Raw genomic sequence first — 19,617 nt, 5'->3', positions numbered from 1 at the left:
CGGTCGGCGGCGGGGTGGGGGCGCCCCGATCCTACTGCTGACTCCGAACTTCGGTGGCCACGGCCGAATCCGACGCGGCCCGGAACGTGCCCTTCCAGAGGCGATGGCTATATATCGGCTACCGATTCCGTGGTGGTCGGTTTGCGCCACGAGCGCAACGCCGTCAGGCCTGCCGCGCAGACGACGGTGATTCCCAGCGCGGTCCAATAGGGCGCCGCCGAGCTCATCGCCGGGGCCGGGCACAGGTACCACTGGCCGGGATCGGAGACGCACTGCGGCCGGTCGAGGTGATCGCGCAGGGCGGTGACCACCGACGGCACGAAGATGATCGCCACACCGAGCACCCGGGTCGGGTTGTATCGCGGTGCGGCACTGCCGAAGCTGTAGCCGGCCACTGCCGCCAGCAGCCCGCTCAGCACCGCGGCCTGCACGCCACCGTGGATCCGATGCCCGGAGACCAGCGCGCAGTACAGCGCCATCGCCGCCAACGTCGACATGGCGAGCATCGGCATCGGGCGCCGGAATCCCGCGATCAGCCCCAGTGCGATCAACACCACCAGGGGCGCCACCGACCACATCGGCAGCCGGCCCGGTATCAGCGCTCCGCCGACCGCCGACAATGCGACTGCCAGCAAGATCAACACACCGTCGCGCCGCGGCAGCAGAATCGCCGCCAGTAGGGCCGCGGCCACCGTCAGTGTCGCGGCGAACGCGATACCTCCGGTGCTGTCGGCATGCCGGGAAAGCCATTCCGCGCTGAACAGCCGGCCGATCACGAACGTCAGTCCCGCGACGATCGGCGCCATGGGCAATTCGACCGAGCGGCGCTCCACCGTGTCCTGCTTGCGATTGACGACCATGCCGACGATCACGAGCACGAGTGTGACCACGATCAGCCACAGGGGCGGCAGCGTCCTCGTCGACCAGCCCGGCGCGCTGATCACCCCGTCCCGCACGGTGCCCGTCGAGGTCGAGCCGAGCTGGCCGAAGACCACCGCCGCGAGCGCGCCCAGGGTCCAGCCGAACACCTGGAACCAGCCGCGCAGCACCGCCACCGCGATACCGCCGAGCAGAATTCCGCCCGCGAGCGCTTCGAGATAATTCAATGTGGCCGGCGCGATGCTCTGATCGCCGGTTTCGGCCAGCAGGTGGGCGAGGAACATGGTCACCACGCCGCACAGCGCCGTACCCCAGGCGACCAGGGCGTGGTTGACGGTGGTGGCGAAGACCGCGACGATCAGCGCGACGATGGCGCCGACGGCGATCGCTCGCGGCTGGCTGGCGGCGAGCATATCCAGTTGCAGCACCGAGGTCTGCGAGGCCCAGCGAAAGCCGGTGGGAAGCATCAACGACAGCCCGGCGACCAGGGTGGCCAGGGCCGCCGTGATCATCTCCAGAACCGCGTGGTGCGTGCGCACCAGCCGAAAATACCTGCGAACCGGGTCGAACCGGGGCAGACCTGCCGGATCGGGCGCTCCCGTCGGCAGGCCCCGGCGCGCGACGGATCAGGTGGTCGCGCGCCGGTCGGCGTACTGCCGCAATGATTCGACCTGATCGGCGTCGAGCGAGGGCCGCACACTGTCGCGGGCCGTCGCCAGATCCTGCGCGCCGATGGCGGCGACATCCATATCGCGGCGCATGGCGGCCATCGCGGCCTCGCGCAACAGCGCCGCGCAATCGGCCGCGGAATAACCGTTCAGGTCGGCGGCCAATGTGGCCAGATCCACGTCGTCGCCCAGCGGTACCGAGCGACTCGCGGTGCGCAGGATGTCGGTGCGCGCGGCGGCGTCCGGCGGCGGGACGAAGACCAACCGCTCCAGCCGTCCCGGCCGCAGCAGCGCGGGGTCGATCAACTCGGGCCGGTTGGTGGCGCCGACGACCACCACATCGCGCAGCGGTTCCACGCCGTCCAGTTCGGTGAGCAGGGCCGCGACCACGCGGTCGCCGACGCCGGAGTCGGTGCTCTGCCCGCGCCGAGGGGCGAGGGCGTCGATCTCGTCGAGGAAGATCAGCGACGGGGCGGAGTCGCGGGCCCGCTGGAACAGTTCGCGCACCGCGCGTTCGGAGGACCCGACCCATTTGTCCATCAATTCGGCGCCCTTCACCGCATGCACGCTGAGCTGCCCGCTTCCGGCCAGCGCGCGCACCAGGAAGGTCTTGCCGCAGCCGGGTGGTCCGTACAGCAGTACTCCGCGCGGCGGGTCGATACCCAGGCGCGCGAACGAATCCGGATGCCGCAGCGGCCACAGCACCGCCTCGGTGAGCGCCTGTTTGGTTTCGGTCATGTCGCCGACGTCGTCGAGGCTCAGGCTGCCGATCGCGAGTTCTTCCGTGCCCGACCGTGAGAGCGGCCGGATCACCTCCAGCGCGCCGACCAGATCCGCCTGGGTCAGTTTGGGGTCGGTGTGATCGTGGCTGGCCCTCGAGGCCGCCCGCAGTGCCGCCTCCCGGCACAGCGCCGCGAGGTCGGAGACGACGAAACCCGGTGTGCGAGAGGCGATCACGTCGAGATCGAGATCTTCGGTGGGTACCTTGCGCAGCAGTTGCTGGAGCAGTTCCGCGCGGACCGCCGCGGTCGGCAGCGTCAGCGCCACCTCACGGTCGCAGAGGTCCGGTGCGCGCAGCCGGCTGTCGACCGCGGCGGGCCGAGAGGTCGTGGCCAGGAAGGCCACGCCGGCGGTGGCCACCGCGGCGCGCAGCTGATCGAGAATGAGCGTCGCCACCGGCTCCGGCTGCTCCGGAAGCAGTGCGTCGATATCGGTGATCAGCAGGACTCCGCCTGCGCCGGAACATATTTCCGAGACCGCGAGCCCGACCTCGCGCAACCGGGTGCCGCTCTCGGACGCCCCGACCGTGGGCCCGTCCAGTTCCACGATGCGCCGCGGTGTCGACACGGCTCGTGCCAGTGTCGCCTTACCGGCGCCCGCGGGCCCGGTGATGAGCACGCCCAGATGCGGCGGGGCGCCGAGGGTCCGCAGCAGTTCCGGTTCGTCGAGCGCCAGGCTCAGCCATTCCGACAATTTCGCCGCCGGCGCGCGCACTCCCGCCAGATCCGCCACCGGCACGGCCGACGGACGCTCCCGCACCAGCATCCGGCTGCCGGGACGATTCGGCGCCAGCGCGCCCCGAGGATCGTGCGAGGCATCCGCCGCCGGGGCCGCCACACCCCATACCACCGCGCTGTTGGGCTGCACACTGACCGGGCCGCCGGCGGGATCGGTGGTGGTCACGGTCAGCAGTTCGGAGGTCCACGCGATCGCGAAGGTGCGCGAAAGCGCTTGTGTCGCAGCGGCGGAACTGGTTCCCGGACCCAGATCGCGGGGCAGCAACGACACCGCGTCACCCACGGTGACGACCTTGCCGAGCAGCGCCTGCCGCAGTGTGGATTCCGCGATCGCGCCCATCGCCGCGGCCGAGCCGGTCACCGAGATGTGCCGGGCCCCGTACACCGTCACGGGGGCCACGACGACCGCGCCGTCCTCGCGCACCCCGGCATTGGACAGCGTCACATCGTCGAGCAGGGCGACTCCGGCGGGCGTATCGCCGGGAGCCCGGCCGACCACCGCGGCCGTGCGCCGGGAACCGATCACGCTGATCCCGTCCCACTCCCGCAATCCGAGCGCCGCGAGCGCTTCGGAATGCAAGCGGATCACGCCCCGGCGGGCATCGGCGGCCGAGCGGTTGAGTCGGGCGGTCAGCGACAATTCAGGCACGCCTGCCATTGTGCCCGCGGCGCGGCCGCGGCCGTGGCGATCGAGCTCGCCGGATCAGCGGCCGCCCGGCCGGCGCAGCCGCAACCGCGCCGACGATTCGCGAATGCCCGGCGGCCGGCGCAGCCGCAACCGGGCGCCTTCGCCGATCGGCGGCATCCGCCGGGCGGCACGCCGCTGCGCGCGGCGTTCGGCCGGTTTGTGGTGCCACGTTTCCGGCCGTGCCGCCACCCAGCGCTGCGAGCGCCACGCGAACGGAATGTGCAGCAGGTACAGCCCGATCAGCACCATCAGCAGGATCAGCGGATAGGTGACCAGGGCGGCCGCGGCCAGCGCGACCAGCACCAGCAGCAGTGCCGCCGCCTGCGGCGCCACCGACACCGACTTCATCGCCAGCGTCGGGATCGTGCTGACGGCGAGCAGCGCCGCGAAGACGGTCCACGCCGCCACCACCGGGAAGTTGTTCCACCATCCCTCGCCGAATTGGCTGTGCAGCGCGATCGGCAGCAGCGCGATCAACGCCGCCGCCGGCGCGGGCACGCCGGTGAAGTATTCGCGCTCCCAGTCGGGCCGGGTGTCGTCGTCCATGATCGTGTTGAACCGGGCCAGGCGCAGCACGATGCTCACCGCGTAGATCAGCGCGATGATCCAGCCCGCGCTGTCCTGGCGCAGGAAGGTCACATACAGCACCAGGGCGGGGGCGACGCCGAAGGAGATGGCGTCGGCCAGCGAATCCAGTTCGGCGCCGATCTTGGTGGTGGCCGACAGCATCCGGGCCAGCCGGCCGTCGAGGGTGTCGAGGACGGCGGCCGCGCCGATCATCGCCAGGGCGATGTCGAGTGAGCCGTCGAGTGCGAATTTCACCGCCGACAGTCCGGCACACAGCGCCAGGATCGTCACGATGCTCGGCAGCAGGCGGATCGTGCGGCGGCGGCGACCCGGTTCGGTCACGGTGTTCTCGATCATGGCAGCAGTTCGGCCAGCACCGTTTCCGCGCCGATCGTGCGCTGCCCGGGCTCGACCAGCAGCCGGGTGCCGGCCGGGAAGTAGGTGTCGACCCGCGAGCCGAACCGGATCAGACCGTAGGTTTCGCCGATGCTCAACGCGTCGCCGACCTTCGCGTCGCAGACGATGCGGCGCGCCAGCAGTCCGGCGATCTGCACCACCGTCACGAGCTGGCCGGAGGCGGTCTCGAGCACCATGCTGTTGCGCTCGTTCACCGAACTGGCCTCCGGCAGATCCGCCGAGCGGAACTGGCCGCGCTGGTAGGCGATGGTGCGCACGGTGCCCGACACCGGGGTGCGCTGCACGTGCACGTCGAGCACCGACAGGAAGATGCTCACCCGGGGCAGCGGGGTGTCGCCGAGGTTCAGTTCGGCCGGCGGCACCGCGGTGTCGACGAGCGCGATCTCACCGTCGGCCGGGGCGACGACGATATTCGCCCGATTCGGCGGCACCCGGTGCGGATGCCGGAAGAAGGCCGCCGAGGCCGCGGCCGCGGTGAGTCCGGCGCGGCGCAGCCAGCGCCGGCGCCGCCCGCCGAGGACCGCCACCGCCAGCGGCGCGGCCACGAAGGGCAGGCCGGCGGGATGCAGCGGCGGAATCGCTGCTTTGACCAGGTCGGCGACATGACCGAGCCCGGTACGTTCGGGCGTACCGGGCGGGGTGGGGCGGCGGGCCACGGACTCCTCTTTCGTGCGCGGATGACATTCGGTCCGCAGAGCTTCCGGGACCGCGCTCACACCTTACGGGACACCGCATCACCGTGGCGTGGCCCCGATCGGGCGCACCCGCCGCCGCGGGCGGCTCAGTGAGCGGCTTTGCGGCCCGTGGCCAGTCGCACCAGCCACAGCAGGATCACCGCTCCGGCCAGGCAGGTGAGGAAACTGAACAGGAATCCGCCGCTGTGCACGTCGACGCCGAACAGTCGCAGGATGAAGCCGCCGATCAGGCCGCCGACCACGCCCACGACGATATTGAGCAGGATGCCCTGCTGTGCGTCGGTGCCCATGATCTTGCTGGCGATCCAGCCGGCCAGGCCGCCGATGATGATCCAGCCGATGATTCCGAGACCGAGCATCATGTCCTCCAGGGAAACTCGTCGGAAATTGCTTCTCCGCCTCGCCACGGTTCGGTATCGGAACCAGTCTGCGAGCCGGTTCTACACGAATCGATTGTGACAATACCCACCCTGGGGATTAACATTCCTACTAATATGAGGGGGCCTCATGTCTACGCGTTCGTAAAGCATGGACTCGTCGGTGACACCGTCGGTTCACGAATCACGAGCGCGTCGGCCCCCGGGGCCCGATGAAGGAATGTTCGATACGCGGGTGGCGCCCGGACCGGAACCGTCTTCCGGTTCTCCGGCCCGCCGGCAGGTACATAGGAGATGCGCGATGGCTGCTCGACTCGCCCAAGTCACCGGGGTGGAGCACACGGCGATGCTCGGGCTCGGTGTGTACCGCCCCGCCCGGGTCGTGACCAACGAGGAAGTCGCCGGACCGATCGATTCCAGCGACGAATGGATTCGCACCCGCTCGGGCATCCGGACCCGGCGGTTCGCCTCCGAATCCGAGACCATCATCGCCATGAGCGCCGCCGCGGCGCGCGATGCCATCGCGGCCGCGGGAATCACCGCCGAGCAGGTCGACTGCGTCATCGTCGCGACCTCGACCTGGCTGCTGCTCACCCCGGCGGCCGCTCCGCAGATCGCCACCGAGCTCGGGATGAACAATCCGGCCGCATTCGACATCTCCGCCGGGTGCGCGGGCTTCTGTCATGCGCTGGGTCTGGCCTCGGATCTGGTCAAGGGTGGTACCGCGGGCCATGTGCTGGTGATCGGTGTCGAGCGGCTCACGGACACGTTCAACCCGGCCGACCGCGGCACCGCCTTCCTGTTCGCCGACGGCGCCGGCGCGGTGATCGTCGGCCCGTCCGACGAGCCGGGCATCGGCCCGACCGTCTGGGGTTCCGACGGCGAACAGCATCACGCCATCCGCCAGGACAAGGACTGGATGGAATTCTTCCGGGAGATCGACGAGAAGGGCACCGACGCGGTCCGGCCATATCTGGCGATGGAGGGCACCGCGGTCTTCCGCTGGGCCGCTCATTCGCTGAAGAAGGTCTGCCTGGACGCGATCGAGCGCGCGGGCCTGACCCCCGGCGATATCGACGCGATGGTTCCGCATCAGGCCAACGGCCGCATCATCGAGATCATGGCGCGTGAGCTGAAGTTGTCGGCCAATTGCGCACTGGCCAACGACATCGAGGAGACCGGCAACACCTCGGCCGCCTCGGTTCCGCTGGCCATGGAGGCGATGCTGCGCTCGGGCGAGAGCAAACCCGGTGCGGCGGCGCTGCTGGTCGCCTTCGGCGCGGGGCTGTCCTACGCCGCGCAGGTGGCGAAGCTGCCGAACTGGCAGTAGCCGGTCGACGCGGCCGGGCCGGATCCCGCACCGGCCCGGCGCTGCGCGGAGGTGTCAGCCCATGGTCCACGTGACCGTCACCGTGAAGGTGACCGTCTGCTGACCGGGCTCCAAAGGTACGTCGGGTGCGGCGAATTGGGCCTTGGCCTGCGGTGGCGTCGATTCGCCGCTGCTGGTCTCGTTGATGGTCTTGACGTCCTTCAACTTCAGTCCGGACAGCACGGCGTACTGATTCGCGCGCGCCTTGGCGTCGGCGAAGGCGCCGGCTCGCGCGTCGGCGAGCAGTTTCGAATTGTCGTCGAGCGCGAACGAGACGCCGCGGATGCGGGTGTCGTTACCGCCGGCCTGCACCGCCGACGACAGGACGGCCGAGGCCTTGGGCAGATCGCGTACCACGACGTGCACGGTGTTGGTCGCGGTGTAGCCGGTGACGGTGCGGTCGGGGCCGTACTGGGGCTGCACCGACACATCGGTCGTGCGGATGTCCTCGCGCGTGGCGCCCGCGTTCACCATCGCGTCGGTGATCGCCTTGGCCTTGCCGTTCGCGTTCGCGATGGCGGTGGACACGTCGGGCGCGGTCACTTCGACACCCACGTCCGCGTTCAGGGTGTCCGGCGCTCCGCGCACCTGCCCGGTGCCTACCACCGTCACCTCGCGCGAGGTCCCCGAATCCGAACTGCCACAACCACTCAGCAGCACGGTGGTCCCCGCGAGCACCGCCATTACGCTCGCAACCCGTCGCATACCGGGCAAACTACGCGGCCGACCCCGCCCCCGCCCGCGGGCGCGCCGAATCAGCGCTCGGCCGCGACCTTGATCTTGCCGAGGGTTTCGTTCATCCCCGCGACCAGATCGGCCTCGAACTGCTGCTCGCCGCCGAGAAGTGCGTCGATCATCAGCCGCACCGGCTTGCGCACCCCGTTCGGAACATCGCGGCGCTCGGTCACCCGGGTGCCCGCCGCGGTGGGTTCGAGGGTGTAGCTCCACACGGTGGCGTTCTCGTTCATCCGGAATGCGAAGGCCTGATTGGGCTCGTAGCGCACGATGCGCGAGGAGGTCGGGTAGTACTTGCGGCCGACCTTGTTGAGGTTCACCGTCCACGTGCCGGCGCGGGGCGTGCCCAGCGGAATCATCTTCAGCGTGGTGGGGCTGAATTCCGGCATCCGTCCGAGATCGGAGACGACCGCCCACACCTTGTCCGGCGTGGCGGAGATGTCGATGGTGGCTTCCAGGGTGTTCGGCAACGCTGCCTCCGGGATCGTGACGGGCATGGTTATGACGGTCGGTAACGGTAATCCTAAACGTGGCAGCCGCACCCGCGACCCTGTGAGGGAGGCCACTTTTCGGTAGAAGATCAACTAGGTCACATTCTGATGTGATCCGTTTCGCCGGCCGTAATGAGCGACGCACAATGGCGGATAGACAACTACGGCAGGCAACGACGCAACAGACCGGAGCGCACGCTTCTACGTCCCTGTGAGGTGATCGGCCGTGAATATTCGAACCATCCTCCATCGCCGGCAGGCGGAATCGGTTCCGTTACTTCCCGATTCGGAATCCGGGCCGCTGGCCGCGGCCTTCCGCACCCCCGGCCGGCGATCGCGCCGCAACCTCGCCGAGCGGGAGGAAAGGCTCGAACGCCTGCTGACGCCGAGCGAACTCGACCTCGTCGAACACCGCCTGGTGTGATCGATGTGGTGCCCGTAGCGAACAGTCTGGGCAACGCGCCCGCCGGGCGCTCATACTTTTCGATGTGACCTCACCAGCTGCCGTCAAACCGGTAATTCTCAGTGTTGACGACGACCCCGGCGTCTCCCGGGCCGTGGTGCGCGACCTGCGGCGGCGGTACGGAGCCGACTATCGCATCATGCGCGCGGAATCCGGTGCCTCGGCACTGGACGTCCTGCGCGAACTGAAATTGCGCGGCCAGCCGGTCGCGGTATTGATCGCCGATTATCGAATGCCCGGAATGGACGGCATCCAATTCCTGGAGCACGCGATCGACCTGCACCCCTACGCGCGCCGGGTGCTGCTGACCGCGTATGCCGACACCAACGCCGCCATCGACGCCATCAATGTGGTCGACCTCGACCACTATCTGCTCAAACCCTGGGATCCGCCGGAGGAGAAGTTGTATCCGGTGGTCGACGCGCTGCTGGAATCGTGGCGCGGCGACGACCGCCGTCCGGTGCACGAGACGAAGGTGATCGGGCACCGCTGGTCGGCTCGCAGTTCCGAGGTGCGCGAATTCCTGGCCCGCAATCAGCTGCCGTATCGGTGGTATCTGGCAGACGATCCGGAGGGCCAACGCCTGCTCGAGGCCGCCGGGGCCGACGCCGAGCAGTGCCCGGTGGTGATCGATCCGAGCGGCAACGTGCTGCTGTCCCCGTCGGACAGTGAACTCGCCGGCTGTGTGGGCCTGAGCACCGATCCGAGTGGCGAGTTCTACGACCTGATCGTGGTCGGCGGCGGCCCCGCCGGGCTCGGTGCGGCCGTGTACGGCGCTTCCGAGGGCTTGCGCACGGTTCTGGTGGAGCGGACCGCGACGGGTGGGCAGGCCGGGCAGAGTTCCCGGATCGAGAACTATCTGGGCTTTCCCGACGGGCTGTCGGGCGCCCAGCTGGCCGATCGCGCGCGCCGTCAGGCGGTGAAATTCGGCGCCGAACTGATCACCGCCCGGGAAGTGGTCGGTCTCGAGGCGTGTGGTTCCGCGCGGCGCGTGCTCTTCTCCGACGGCTCCTGCGTCAGCGCACACTCCGTGCTGATCGCCACCGGCGTCAACTACCGCCACCACCCCGCCCCCGGAGTGGACGACTTCACCGGCCGCGGCGTCTACTACGGCTCGGCGATGACCGAGGCGGCCGACTGCGCCGAACGCGAGGTCTACATCGTCGGCGGGGCGAATTCGGCCGGGCAGGCGGCGGTATTCCTGTCCCGGCACGCCTGCACGGTGCACATCCTGGTGCGCGGCAGTTCGCTGGAGCAGTCGATGTCGCACTACCTGATCCAGCAGATCGAGGCCGTCCCGAATATCAAGGTGCACACCAACACCGAGGTGGTGGCCGCCGACGGCAGCGATCATCTGGAGCGAATCGTGTTGCGTAACAACGCGACCGGCGCCGAGGACAAGGTCGACGCCGAACGGTTGTTCCTGTTCATCGGCGCGGCGCCCGAAACGGAGTGGCTGGACGGGCTCGTCGTCCGCGACGAATTCGGCTACGTCCTGGCCGGACCGGACTTGATGGTCGACGGGTCCCGGCCGGCGGGCTGGGAACTGCCCCGCCCACCCCATCATCTCGAAACCAGCATCCCGGGCGTCTTCGTCGCCGGCGATGTGCGCTCCGAATCGGCGAAGCGGGTCGCGTCCGCGGTCGGTGAGGGCGCGATGGCGGTCATGCTGGTCCACCGATACCTCGCGAAACAATAGGAGGCGCACCGTGAGCGACAGCGTCCAGAACGACACCGTGAGCGACAGCGTCCAGAACGACACCGTGAGCGACAGCGTCCAGAACGACACCGTGAGCGACAGCGTCCAGAACGACAGCGGCCGTACCCTCACCGGCTCCCGGACCCTGTGTGATCCGGCGGAATTGCGCACCCTGTTCCTGTTCGAGAAGCTCGACGACGAGCAGCTGGCCTGGCTCTGCCGGGAGGGCCGGGTGGAACACTTCGAGCCCGGGCCGGTCTATCGCGAGGGTGAGCCCGCGACCTGCTTCTACGTCCTGATGGACGGTGAGGTGGTGCTGTCGAAACTGTCCGCGGGTGAGGATCTCGAACTCGTTCGTACCGATCACCGCGGCTCGTATGCCGGCGCGTGGACGGCGTATATGGGAGAGCGGGCCGACCAGAACTACAGCGGCTCGCTGACGGTGACGAAACCGTCGAAATTCTTCGTCCTGGACGCGGAGACCTTCGCCCGGATGATGCAGGAATGGTTCCCGATGGCCCTGCATCTGCTGGAGGGCGTGTTCTTCGGCAACCGCAATACCAACGAGATCATCGGCCGGCGGGAACGACTGCTGGCCTTGGGGTCGCTGTCGGCCGGACTCACCCACGAGTTGAACAATCCCGCGGCGGCCGCGGTGCGGGCCACCTCGTCGCTGCGGGATCGGGTCGCCGGTATGCGGCACAAGCTGAAGATGATGGCGCACGGCAAGTTCGACTCCGCCGCGCTCGAGGCGCTGGTGCAGCTTCAGGAGGAGGCGGCCACCCAGGTGGCCAAGGCGCCGATCCTCACCGCGATGGAGGCGGCCGACCGCGAGGACGAACTCGGCGACTGGCTCGCCGATCACAACATCGCCAACGGATGGGATCTGGCCCCGAATTTCGTCCAGGCCGGCTTCGACATCGATTGGCTGGAGAAGGTCGCGGGCACTCTCGAACACTGCGACGACGGCGTGTTCGAAGGCGCGATCCGGTGGTTGAACTACACCGTCGAAACCGAACTGCTGATGAACGAGATCACCGATTCGACCGGGCGCATCTCCTCGCTGGTCCATGCGGCCAAGCAGTATTCGCAGATGGATCGTGCGCCGTTCCAGGTGGTCGACATCCACGAACTGCTCGACAGCACGCTGGTGATGCTGGCCCGCAAGATCGGCGACGACATCTCCGTGGTCAAGGAGTACGACCGGGCGCTGCCCGAAGTTCCTTGCTACGCAGCGGAATTGAATCAGGTGTGGACCAACCTCATCGACAACGCGGTGGCGGCGATGAACGGATCCGGCACGCTCACGGTACGGACCTATCGCGAAAACGACTGTGCCGCAGTGGAGATCGGCGATACCGGGCCGGGGGTGCCGGAAGAGTTGCGGGATCGGATCTTCGAGCCCTTCTTCACCACGAAACCCGTCGGTGAGGGCACCGGACTCGGTCTCGACATCTCGTTCCGCATCGTGGTGAACAAACACGGCGGCGACATCCGGGTCGAGTCCACGCCGGGCGACACCCGATTCATCGTCCGGTTGCCGCTGGAGGCGGCCTCCGGACGTGGTTCGGTTGCCGCTGACGCCGAATCGTAAGGGCCGCATTTCGATCCGAACCGCACGGTAAGGCCGGGGTTTTCAATCGCCGATGTGGCCGGTACGCTGCGAGCCGCGCCGGAGGCATCCGGCGCGCGCCGGAGGAGATTCGGCGTTGCCGGACCACTCGGGGGTTACGCACGAGATGAAACGACTGACCGTGACGGCCGTCGCCCTGGGCGCGCTGACCGTCGCCCTCACCGGCTGCGGCGGCGGCGACCATTCGTCCGCCGATGCCAACGGCCTGCGCAGAAACGGTTCGGCCGCCACGACCTCGGCTCCCGCCCCCGCGTCATCGACGACCCCCGTGCCGGCGCCGTCGGCCGAGGCGCCCGGCACCACCGCACATCCGGAGAATTCCGGCCTGGGCCCGGCGTCGGCGACCACCTGCGACGAGTTCCGCAAACTCGATATCGAGGGTGAGAAGTCTCTGATGGACCGCATTCTCGCGGAGAACCCCGGCTCGAAGTTCGACGGCAGCCCGAATGTGGCGCTGGGGACCGCGAAGTTGGTGTGCCTGTCCAAGAGTGAGGCCGACAAGCCCGTCGCGGTCGCCATCGGAATCACGGAATAACACCTGCGCCCGGCGTGTGCTGGGCTTTTAGGTGATCCATACGAGATCGGCAAGTGCTGTGCCGCAGCGTGTTCGCATGTGCCGCGGCAGATGCGGCGCTCGAGCCGGGGAGATCTCGTGAAGAAATTCGTCGTCACCGCGTTGTCGTCGGCCGCCCTCGCCGTCACCTTGACGGCCTGCGCCCACGACGAGGAGAAGACCTGCTGCGCCGCGCCGTCGAGTTCGGCCACCGCGACTCCGGTGCCCTCCGACGACGGCTCGGGCCTGCGCCGCAATACGTCGCCGAGTCCGGCGCCGCCGCCGACCGGCGAGTCTGCGCGGCCGCACATCACCCTGCCGCACATCACCTGGCCGAAACGCGACCCGGGTGCCGGCGGCGAGTAACCTCGCCCTCGACTACCGGGCCTGCACTGGAGGGCGTAGCGGATGGACGATACGGGTCTGGCCGAATTCCAACGCCATCGTTCCCGCCTGTTCGCACTCGCCTATCGCATGCTCGGCTCGGCGAGCGAGGCCGAGGACGCCGTCCAGGAGACCTATCTGCGCTGGGAGGCCACCGAGCGTGCCGAGATCCGATCCGCCGAGGCCTGGCTGACCACGGTCGTGGTGAATCTGTGCCGGAGCTGGCTGGAGTCGGCGCGCACCCGACGCGAAACCTATGTCGGCCCGTGGCTACCGGAGCCGGTGCCCACCGGCGGGGGCGAACTCGGTCCGATGGAATCCGCGGAGCAGCGTGAACTGGTCTCGCTGGCGGTGTTGACGCTGCTGGAACGGTTGTCGCCCGCCGAACGCGCCGTTTTCGTCCTGCGCGAGGCCTTCGGTTACGCCCACCGCGAGATCGCCGACATGCTCGAACTGTCGGAGGCGAATTCACAGCAGCTCTACCGTCGTGCCCGCCTGCACGTCCGTAGCGAACACACCCGGTTCGACGCCGAACCCGCCCGTGCCCGGGAACTGTTCCAGCGCTTCCTCGTGGCCGCCCGGGCGGGCGATATCGCTGCCCTGGAACAGATGTTCACCGCCGATATCGTGTCGGTCGCCGACGGTGGCGGCAAGATGAGCGCGGCTCGCCGGCCCGTCGTCGGGGCGGGCCGGGTGGCGCGCTATCTGGCCGGTCTGTTCCACCGCGAGGTCGAGGATCTCGAACTGAGCATCGAGGAGGTCAACGGCGCACCGGCCGCCGTGGCCCGGGTCCACGGCGAGCTGCTGTTGATCGGCGCGGCCGATGTGGCCGAGGAGCGGATCTCGGCGATCCGGATCCTGGTCAATCCCGACAAACTCGCGTACTTCGGTCGCTTTCCCGCACCGGCGGAGGCCGAACGCCTGGGGTAGTGACGCGGAACACAGCCGAGCGTTGTCAGGGATCGGCGGGCTGTCCGGTCTGAAGGGTGTCGGCCTCGAGAAGGAGTCACCCATGAGCGCACATCACACCGCATCCCATCGAATCCTCGTGCTGGGTGCCGGCTACGCGGGCCTGGCCGCGGCGGGCAGACTCTGCAAGTCCCGCGGCGCGCAGATCACGGTCGTCGACAGCCGTGCGGAAATGGTCGAGCGGGTGCGACTGCATCAGCTCGCCGCCGGGCAGACGATCGGGCGCCGGGATCTGCGAACCATGCTGGAACGCAAGGGCGCCCACTTCGTCCGCGGCTGGGTTACCGCGATAGATACTGCGGCACAGGAGGTTTCGCTGTCCGACGGTTCGCTGCTGAGTTACGACACGCTGGTGTACACGCTCGGCAGCGCCGCGGACGTCGACAGCGTTGCCGGCGTACGGGATTACGCCCATCCGGTCGCGACCCTGGAGGACATCGCCGCGCTGCCGTCGCTGCGTGGCCGCGTCGCGGTGGTCGGCGCCGGGGCGACCGGTATCGAGACCGCGGCCGAACTGGCCGAATCGCATCCGGAATTGTCGGTGGCGCTAATGAGTTCGGAACAGCCCGGCTTCTGGCTCTCCGGTCGCGCGCAGCGGCATATCGCCGCCACCCTGGAGCGGCTCGGCGTCGAGGTGCACGCGGGCGCCAAGGTGGTCGAGGTCGTGGCGGACGGCGTGCGGCTCGCCGGTGGCGGGCGATTCGATGCCGAAACCGTCTTGTGGACAACGGGTTTCACCACGAGCGATCTCGCCGCCCGCGCGGGCCTGGCCGTCGATGCGCGCGGCCGGGTCCTGGTGGATGCCACGCTGCGCACCTCCGATCCGCACGTGTACGCCGCCGGTGACTGCGCCGCGATCGCCGGACCGGGCGGCCGCGAACTGCGGATGGCCTGTGCGACGGCGCTGCCGACCGGTTCCCATGCCGCGCGGTCGGCATTGGCCCGGATGCGCGGTGCGGAACCGGAGGAGCTGCGTTTCCGCTACGTCCTGCAATGCATCAGCCTCGGGCGTCGCGACGCGGTGGTGCAGTTCGTCCGCGCCGACGACGCCCCGACCCCGCGTGCCCTGACCGGCCGCCCGGCGGCGGTGGTCAAGGAGATGATCGTGCGCGGCGCGGCGATGCAGGCGCGCCCGTGACATGTCGTCAACTTATGGTTGACCGAGTCACGCTAGTCAACCTAAAGTTGACGAATGACCGAACGTATCCGCCTCGACGATCTGATCGAGGGCATCAAACTCGCCCGGCCCGACGACGTCCTGGAGCAACTGTCCGACGCCGTGGTGGTCGCCGGGCATATGAGCGAGGTGGCCGATCACCTGATCGGCCATTTCGTCGACCAGGCCCGCCGTTCGGGCGCCTCCTGGACCGATATCGGCCAGAGCATGGGCGTGTCCAAACAGGCCGCGCAGAAGCGTTTCGTGCCGAAACCGGGTGATCCCGCGATGGATCCGAATGCCGGATTCGCACGCTTCACGCCCCGCGCGCGCAATGTCGTGATGGCGTCCATGGAGGAGGCCCGGCGCGCGGGCAATCCGGAGATCCAGCCCGAACACCTCGTGCTCGGACTGCTCAGCGAGCCGGGCGCCCTGGCGGCGCATGCCATCGTCGCCAAGGGGGTGTCGCTGGACGCGGTGCGCCGGGTCGCGACGGCGGCGCTGCCGGCGGCGGTGGACGAGGTCCCCGCCCTCATCCCGTACACCGCGACCGCCCGTAAGACACTGGAGTTGACCTTCCGGGAGGCGCTTCGGCTCGGCCACAACTACATCGGCACCGAACATCTGCTGCTCGCGCTGCTCGAGCAGGAGGACGGAAGTGGTGTGCTGTCGGGGCTGGGTTTGACCAAGGCGGATATCGAACGCGATCTCGTCGCCCAGCTCGCCCCGTTCATGCCGCCGAATCCGGTGGACGCGCCGCCGGCCGCCCCGACGCCGCCCACGCCACCGACGCCGCCGAGCCCGCCCGCTCCGCCGCAACCGCCGGCCGCGCCGATCGCCTGATCGGTGCTCGCCGGCATCCGGCTTCGGCACGCCGGCGCGGTTCCGGAAACGGGTCCGGCACGACGCGTCGCGTCGGACCCGTTTCGCCGGTTTCGCGATCCGCCCAGGCCGCGACCCGGTTCCGAGGCGGTCACGGCGGACTCCATCACTCGCCGGTACAGCTGTGTAGTTGTGGGGCTGATGAGGTGATCGGTGGTCCGGATACGATATTGCTATGGCGGATGGATCGGATTCCGACCTGATCGCGGGGGAACTACGCGCAGACCTGCTGCGCGCGCTGTCCTATGTCGAAACCGAGGACGGCCCGGACGGCAGCTACATCGTCAACGGCGATCTGCCGCCCGAGGTGGCGCCCCCGTTCATCCGGGCGATCATGCGAATCGAGGCGGAGCTGCTGCTTCACGACGCCGAGCAGGTGACCGTGGAACGCGGCGAGCCACGCAGTCCGGAGGAGCGACGCACCGACGCCTTCGTCGCCCTGGCGCTGAGAGTCACCGACGATACGTGAGCGCGCCGACCCGGATACCGCGCCGTCCAGCCGATATCGCCGATTGCGATCGATGCGGCTGTCGGATCCGTAACCTTGCACTCGGTACCGTCGAGTGCTAGAAAGGTCCTGGCACTCTCGACCAGTGAGTGCTAGGTCGGGCAGGTGAGACCGGGTTCCCAGACACCCTCGGTCGTCCGTCGCGGGCACCGTACCTGGCCAGCGTAATGGGGCGATCCAACCTGCGGTCGCTCTGTGTGTCAGCCCCATATACATGTGGAGGATCTCAACGCAATGGCCAAGACAATTGCGTACGACGAAGAGGCCCGTCGCGGTCTCGAGCGGGGCCTGAACAGCCTCGCCGACGCGGTCAAGGTGACGCTGGGCCCCAAGGGTCGCAACGTTGTCCTGGAGAAGAAGTGGGGCGCCCCCACGATCACCAACGATGGTGTGTCCATCGCCAAGGAGATCGAGCTGGAGGACCCCTACGAGAAGATCGGCGCCGAGCTGGTCAAAGAGGTCGCCAAGAAGACCGACGATGTCGCCGGTGACGGCACCACCACCGCTACCGTGCTCGCCCAGGCGCTGGTGCGCGAGGGCCTGCGCAACGTCGCGGCCGGTGCGAACCCGCTGGGCCTGAAGCGTGGCATCGAGAAGGCCGTCGAGGCCGTCACCGCCAAGCTGCTCGACACCGCCAAGGAGGTCGAGACCAAGGAGCAGATCGCTGCCACCGCGGCCATCTCCGCCGGCGACGCGTCCATCGGTGAGCTGATCGCCGAGGCCATGGACAAGGTCGGCAAGGAAGGCGTCATCACCGTCGAGGAGAGCAACACCTTCGGCCTCCAGCTGGAGCTCACCGAGGGTATGCGCTTCGACAAGGGCTACATCTCGGGCTACTTCGTCACCGACGCCGAGCGTCAGGAAGCGGTCCTCGAGGACCCGTACATCCTGCTCGTCGGTTCGAAGGTCTCGACCGTCAAGGACCTGCTGCCGCTGCTGGAGAAGGTCATCCAGGCCGGTAAGCCGCTGCTGATCATCGCCGAGGACGTCGAGGGCGAGGCCCTGTCGACCCTGGTCGTGAACAAGATCCGCGGCACCTTCAAGTCCGTCGCCGTCAAGGCCCCGGGCTTCGGCGACCGCCGCAAGGCGCAGCTGGCCGACATCGCCATCCTGACCGGCGGCGAGGTCATCAGCGAAGAGGTCGGCCTGAACCTGGAGACCGCCACCGTCGACCTGCTGGGCACCGCCCGCAAGGTCGTGGTGACCAAGGACGAGACCACCATCGTCGACGGTGCCGGTGATGCCGACGCCATCGCGGGTCGCGTCGCCCAGATCCGCACCGAGATCGAGAACTCGGACTCGGATTACGACCGTGAGAAGCTGCAGGAGCGCCTGGCCAAGCTGGCCGGCGGTGTTGCGGTGATCAAGGCCGGCGCCGCCACCGAGGTGGAGCTCAAGGAGCGCAAGCACCGCATCGAGGACGCGGTGCGCAACGCCAAGGCCGCCGTCGAAGAGGGCATCGTCCCCGGTGGTGGTGTGGCGCTGCTGCAGGCCGGCCCGGCGCTGGACGACCTGAAGCTGACCGGTGACGAGGCCACCGGTGCGAACATCGTGAAGGTGGCGCTGGCCGCGCCGCTGAAGCAGATCGCCTTCAACGCCGGCCTCGAGCCCGGCGTGGTCGCCGAGAAGGTCGCCAACCTGCCGACCGGACAGGGCCTCAACGCCGACTCCGGTGAGTACGAGGACCTGCTGGCCGCCGGTGTCGCCGACCCGGTCAAGGTCACCCGCTCGGCGCTGCAGAACGCCGCGTCGATCGCCGCGCTGTTCCTCACCACCGAGGCCGTCGTGGCCGACAAGCCGGAGAAGGCCGCCGCTCCCGTCGGCGACCCGACCGGTGGCATGGGCGGCATGGACTTCTGAGTCCCGCCTTCCGGCAACACCTTTCGAACCGGTAGCCGGTCCGCCTTCGGGTGGGCCGGCTACCGGCGTTTCGGCGGCACGAACGCCGGCACCCAGCGCCGAAGCTCGCGGGTTTCGGTCACATTTCCCCTAATCTTCCGTGCGGCAACGGTTTTCGTAGATCGCATCTGGACATCGTGGCGTGTAAAACGCATTCTTTTCGGTTGGCTTCATCCGGAAGCCTTCGTTAGGGGAAAACGGAAATGTTCTCGATGGGCAAGATTGCCCTGGGATTCGTCGCGGTGTCGGCGGCGGTCCTCGTCGTCGCCGGAACCGGTTCGGCGGCAGCGGAGCGGGGCCCGGACGGCCACTACTACGGCGCGATGGCCATCTCCGACGCGGATGACGACGGCTGGACCATCGGATTCGCCCTCAACGCGCCCGATCAGGCGACAGCCGACGCGGGCGCCATCGCGCAGTGCTCCTCCGACGGTGAGCGGGGGTGCGCGACCATCGTGCGCTTCGTCGACGGATGCGGTGCCATCGCCCGGCGCGACGACATTCACGCCGGCGGCACCGGCGCGACCCTTCAGGAGGCCGAGCGCAACGCGATCGCCGCCCTCGGCCCCGGTCACCCGCCGACCCTGAGTTCGGACGGCTCCGGACCCGCGGTCATCTCCATCTCCCGCTGCAACGGCTGACCCGCAGCCGAAATCGTCGCGTATCCCGACGCGCACCCCGAATTGCGATCGGAAGCCGGTCCCGCACCCACGGCGGGCCGGCTTCCGGCATTTCGGGACGGGCTTCGGTCGGCGGCGGGAATTTCCCGCCGTGGGCCGATGTCGTGAAAGCTGTCGCGGTCGCATTCGATGTGCGTCGTTAGGCCGGATGACCAGGCGATTTGACTTCGAATGCGGTTGGCACGTAACTTATTCCAGGTCAGAGCGACACGGACACCGACCCGGAGCCGAAAGGCCCGGGACAACGAGGTCGGACGAGGAGCGCCTGACAATCACACTGGTTCGGTAAGAGGAACCCCGATTTGGTCGGGAGCTTCTGGCTGAGCTAAGCTGTAAAAGTTGCCCAACCGATCGACCGGGAAGTTTCCCGCGAGATTGCTGGTGCGTG

At 68.6% G+C, this 19,617-nt stretch carries 19 protein-coding genes; 12 read left to right on the top strand and 7 right to left on the bottom strand.

Annotation, left to right across the window (positions count from 1 at the left end):
* Positions 1–107: 107 nt before the first annotated feature.
* The 5 genes from NMI01S_RS24880 to NMI01S_RS24860 form a co-directional block, all read right to left on the bottom strand.
* Positions 108–1,418, bottom strand: a complete 1,311-nt coding sequence (locus NMI01S_RS24880) for a hypothetical protein (RefSeq protein ID WP_063001112.1) — start codon at positions 1,416–1,418, stop codon at positions 108–110.
* An 87-nt stretch (positions 1,419–1,505) separates the two neighbouring features.
* On the bottom strand, positions 1,506–3,713 hold the full coding sequence (locus tag NMI01S_RS24875) for an AAA family ATPase (RefSeq protein ID WP_245717010.1): 2,208 nt from the start codon (positions 3,711–3,713) through the stop codon (positions 1,506–1,508).
* Between the two features lie 54 nt (positions 3,714–3,767).
* Positions 3,768–4,676, bottom strand: a complete 909-nt coding sequence (locus NMI01S_RS24870; protein WP_063001108.1) for a CDP-alcohol phosphatidyltransferase family protein — start codon at positions 4,674–4,676, stop codon at positions 3,768–3,770.
* A complete protein-coding gene (locus tag NMI01S_RS24865) occupies positions 4,673–5,392 on the bottom strand; it encodes a phosphatidylserine decarboxylase (protein WP_063001293.1) in 720 nt (239 codons plus the stop codon). The genes NMI01S_RS24870 and NMI01S_RS24865 overlap by 4 nt, the downstream gene beginning before the upstream one ends.
* A gap of 125 nt (positions 5,393–5,517) precedes the next feature.
* On the bottom strand, positions 5,518–5,790 hold the full coding sequence (locus NMI01S_RS24860) for a GlsB/YeaQ/YmgE family stress response membrane protein (protein WP_063001292.1): 273 nt from the start codon (positions 5,788–5,790) through the stop codon (positions 5,518–5,520).
* Between the two features lie 319 nt (positions 5,791–6,109).
* Between NMI01S_RS24860 and NMI01S_RS24855 the strand changes: the two genes are divergently transcribed.
* The gene (locus tag NMI01S_RS24855) at positions 6,110–7,138 is read left to right on the top strand and encodes a beta-ketoacyl-ACP synthase III (protein ID WP_063001106.1); all 1,029 of its coding nucleotides are present in this window, start codon (positions 6,110–6,112) and stop codon (positions 7,136–7,138) included.
* 54 nt (positions 7,139–7,192) lie between these two features.
* Here NMI01S_RS24855 and NMI01S_RS24850 read toward each other — a convergent pair whose 3' ends face one another.
* Together NMI01S_RS24850 and NMI01S_RS24845 are read right to left on the bottom strand one after the other, a co-directional pair.
* Entirely contained in the window at positions 7,193–7,882 is a 690-nt protein-coding gene (locus NMI01S_RS24850) for an SIMPL domain-containing protein (RefSeq protein ID WP_063001104.1), read from the bottom strand.
* A gap of 50 nt (positions 7,883–7,932) precedes the next feature.
* On the bottom strand, positions 7,933–8,382 hold the full coding sequence (locus NMI01S_RS24845) for an SRPBCC family protein (RefSeq protein ID WP_063001291.1): 450 nt from the start codon (positions 8,380–8,382) through the stop codon (positions 7,933–7,935).
* Between the two features lie 247 nt (positions 8,383–8,629).
* Between NMI01S_RS24845 and NMI01S_RS24840 the strand changes: the two genes are divergently transcribed.
* From NMI01S_RS24840 to NMI01S_RS24790, 11 genes are all read left to right on the top strand, one after another.
* On the top strand, positions 8,630–8,827 hold the full coding sequence (locus NMI01S_RS24840; RefSeq protein WP_063001102.1) for a hypothetical protein: 198 nt from the start codon (positions 8,630–8,632) through the stop codon (positions 8,825–8,827).
* Between the two features lie 64 nt (positions 8,828–8,891).
* Positions 8,892–10,565, top strand: a complete 1,674-nt coding sequence (locus tag NMI01S_RS24835; RefSeq protein ID WP_063001100.1) for an NAD(P)/FAD-dependent oxidoreductase — start codon at positions 8,892–8,894, stop codon at positions 10,563–10,565.
* Positions 10,566–10,656: 91 nt separating this feature from the next.
* A complete protein-coding gene (locus tag NMI01S_RS24830; RefSeq protein WP_167669942.1) occupies positions 10,657–12,159 on the top strand; it encodes an ATP-binding protein in 1,503 nt (500 codons plus the stop codon).
* 145 nt (positions 12,160–12,304) lie between these two features.
* A complete protein-coding gene (locus tag NMI01S_RS24825) occupies positions 12,305–12,733 on the top strand; it encodes a hypothetical protein (RefSeq protein WP_063001098.1) in 429 nt (142 codons plus the stop codon).
* Between the two features lie 117 nt (positions 12,734–12,850).
* Positions 12,851–13,117, top strand: a complete 267-nt coding sequence (locus NMI01S_RS24820; RefSeq protein ID WP_157126351.1) for a hypothetical protein — start codon at positions 12,851–12,853, stop codon at positions 13,115–13,117.
* 42 nt (positions 13,118–13,159) lie between these two features.
* Positions 13,160–14,065: an RNA polymerase sigma-70 factor gene (locus NMI01S_RS24815; protein ID WP_063001096.1), complete on the top strand. Its 906-nt coding sequence runs from the start codon at positions 13,160–13,162 to the stop codon at positions 14,063–14,065.
* 82 nt (positions 14,066–14,147) lie between these two features.
* A complete protein-coding gene (locus NMI01S_RS24810; protein WP_063001095.1) occupies positions 14,148–15,242 on the top strand; it encodes an NAD(P)/FAD-dependent oxidoreductase in 1,095 nt (364 codons plus the stop codon).
* Positions 15,243–15,296: 54 nt separating this feature from the next.
* Positions 15,297–16,103, top strand: a complete 807-nt coding sequence (locus tag NMI01S_RS24805) for a Clp protease N-terminal domain-containing protein (protein WP_084513239.1) — start codon at positions 15,297–15,299, stop codon at positions 16,101–16,103.
* Positions 16,104–16,317: 214 nt separating this feature from the next.
* Entirely contained in the window at positions 16,318–16,611 is a 294-nt protein-coding gene (locus tag NMI01S_RS24800; protein WP_030516558.1) for a hypothetical protein, read from the top strand.
* A gap of 273 nt (positions 16,612–16,884) precedes the next feature.
* Entirely contained in the window at positions 16,885–18,510 is a 1,626-nt protein-coding gene (gene groL, locus NMI01S_RS24795) for a chaperonin GroEL (protein ID WP_036506233.1), read from the top strand.
* A 251-nt stretch (positions 18,511–18,761) separates the two neighbouring features.
* Positions 18,762–19,190, top strand: a complete 429-nt coding sequence (locus NMI01S_RS24790) for a DUF4189 domain-containing protein (protein WP_167669932.1) — start codon at positions 18,762–18,764, stop codon at positions 19,188–19,190.
* Positions 19,191–19,617: the final 427 nt, after the last annotated feature.

This window comes from Nocardia mikamii NBRC 108933 (genome assembly GCF_001613505.1).
Taxonomy (GTDB): domain Bacteria; phylum Actinomycetota; class Actinomycetes; order Mycobacteriales; family Mycobacteriaceae; genus Nocardia; species Nocardia mikamii.
The sequence above is the reverse complement of the archived record's forward strand: the minus strand, read 5'-3'. Positions and strand labels throughout refer to the sequence as shown.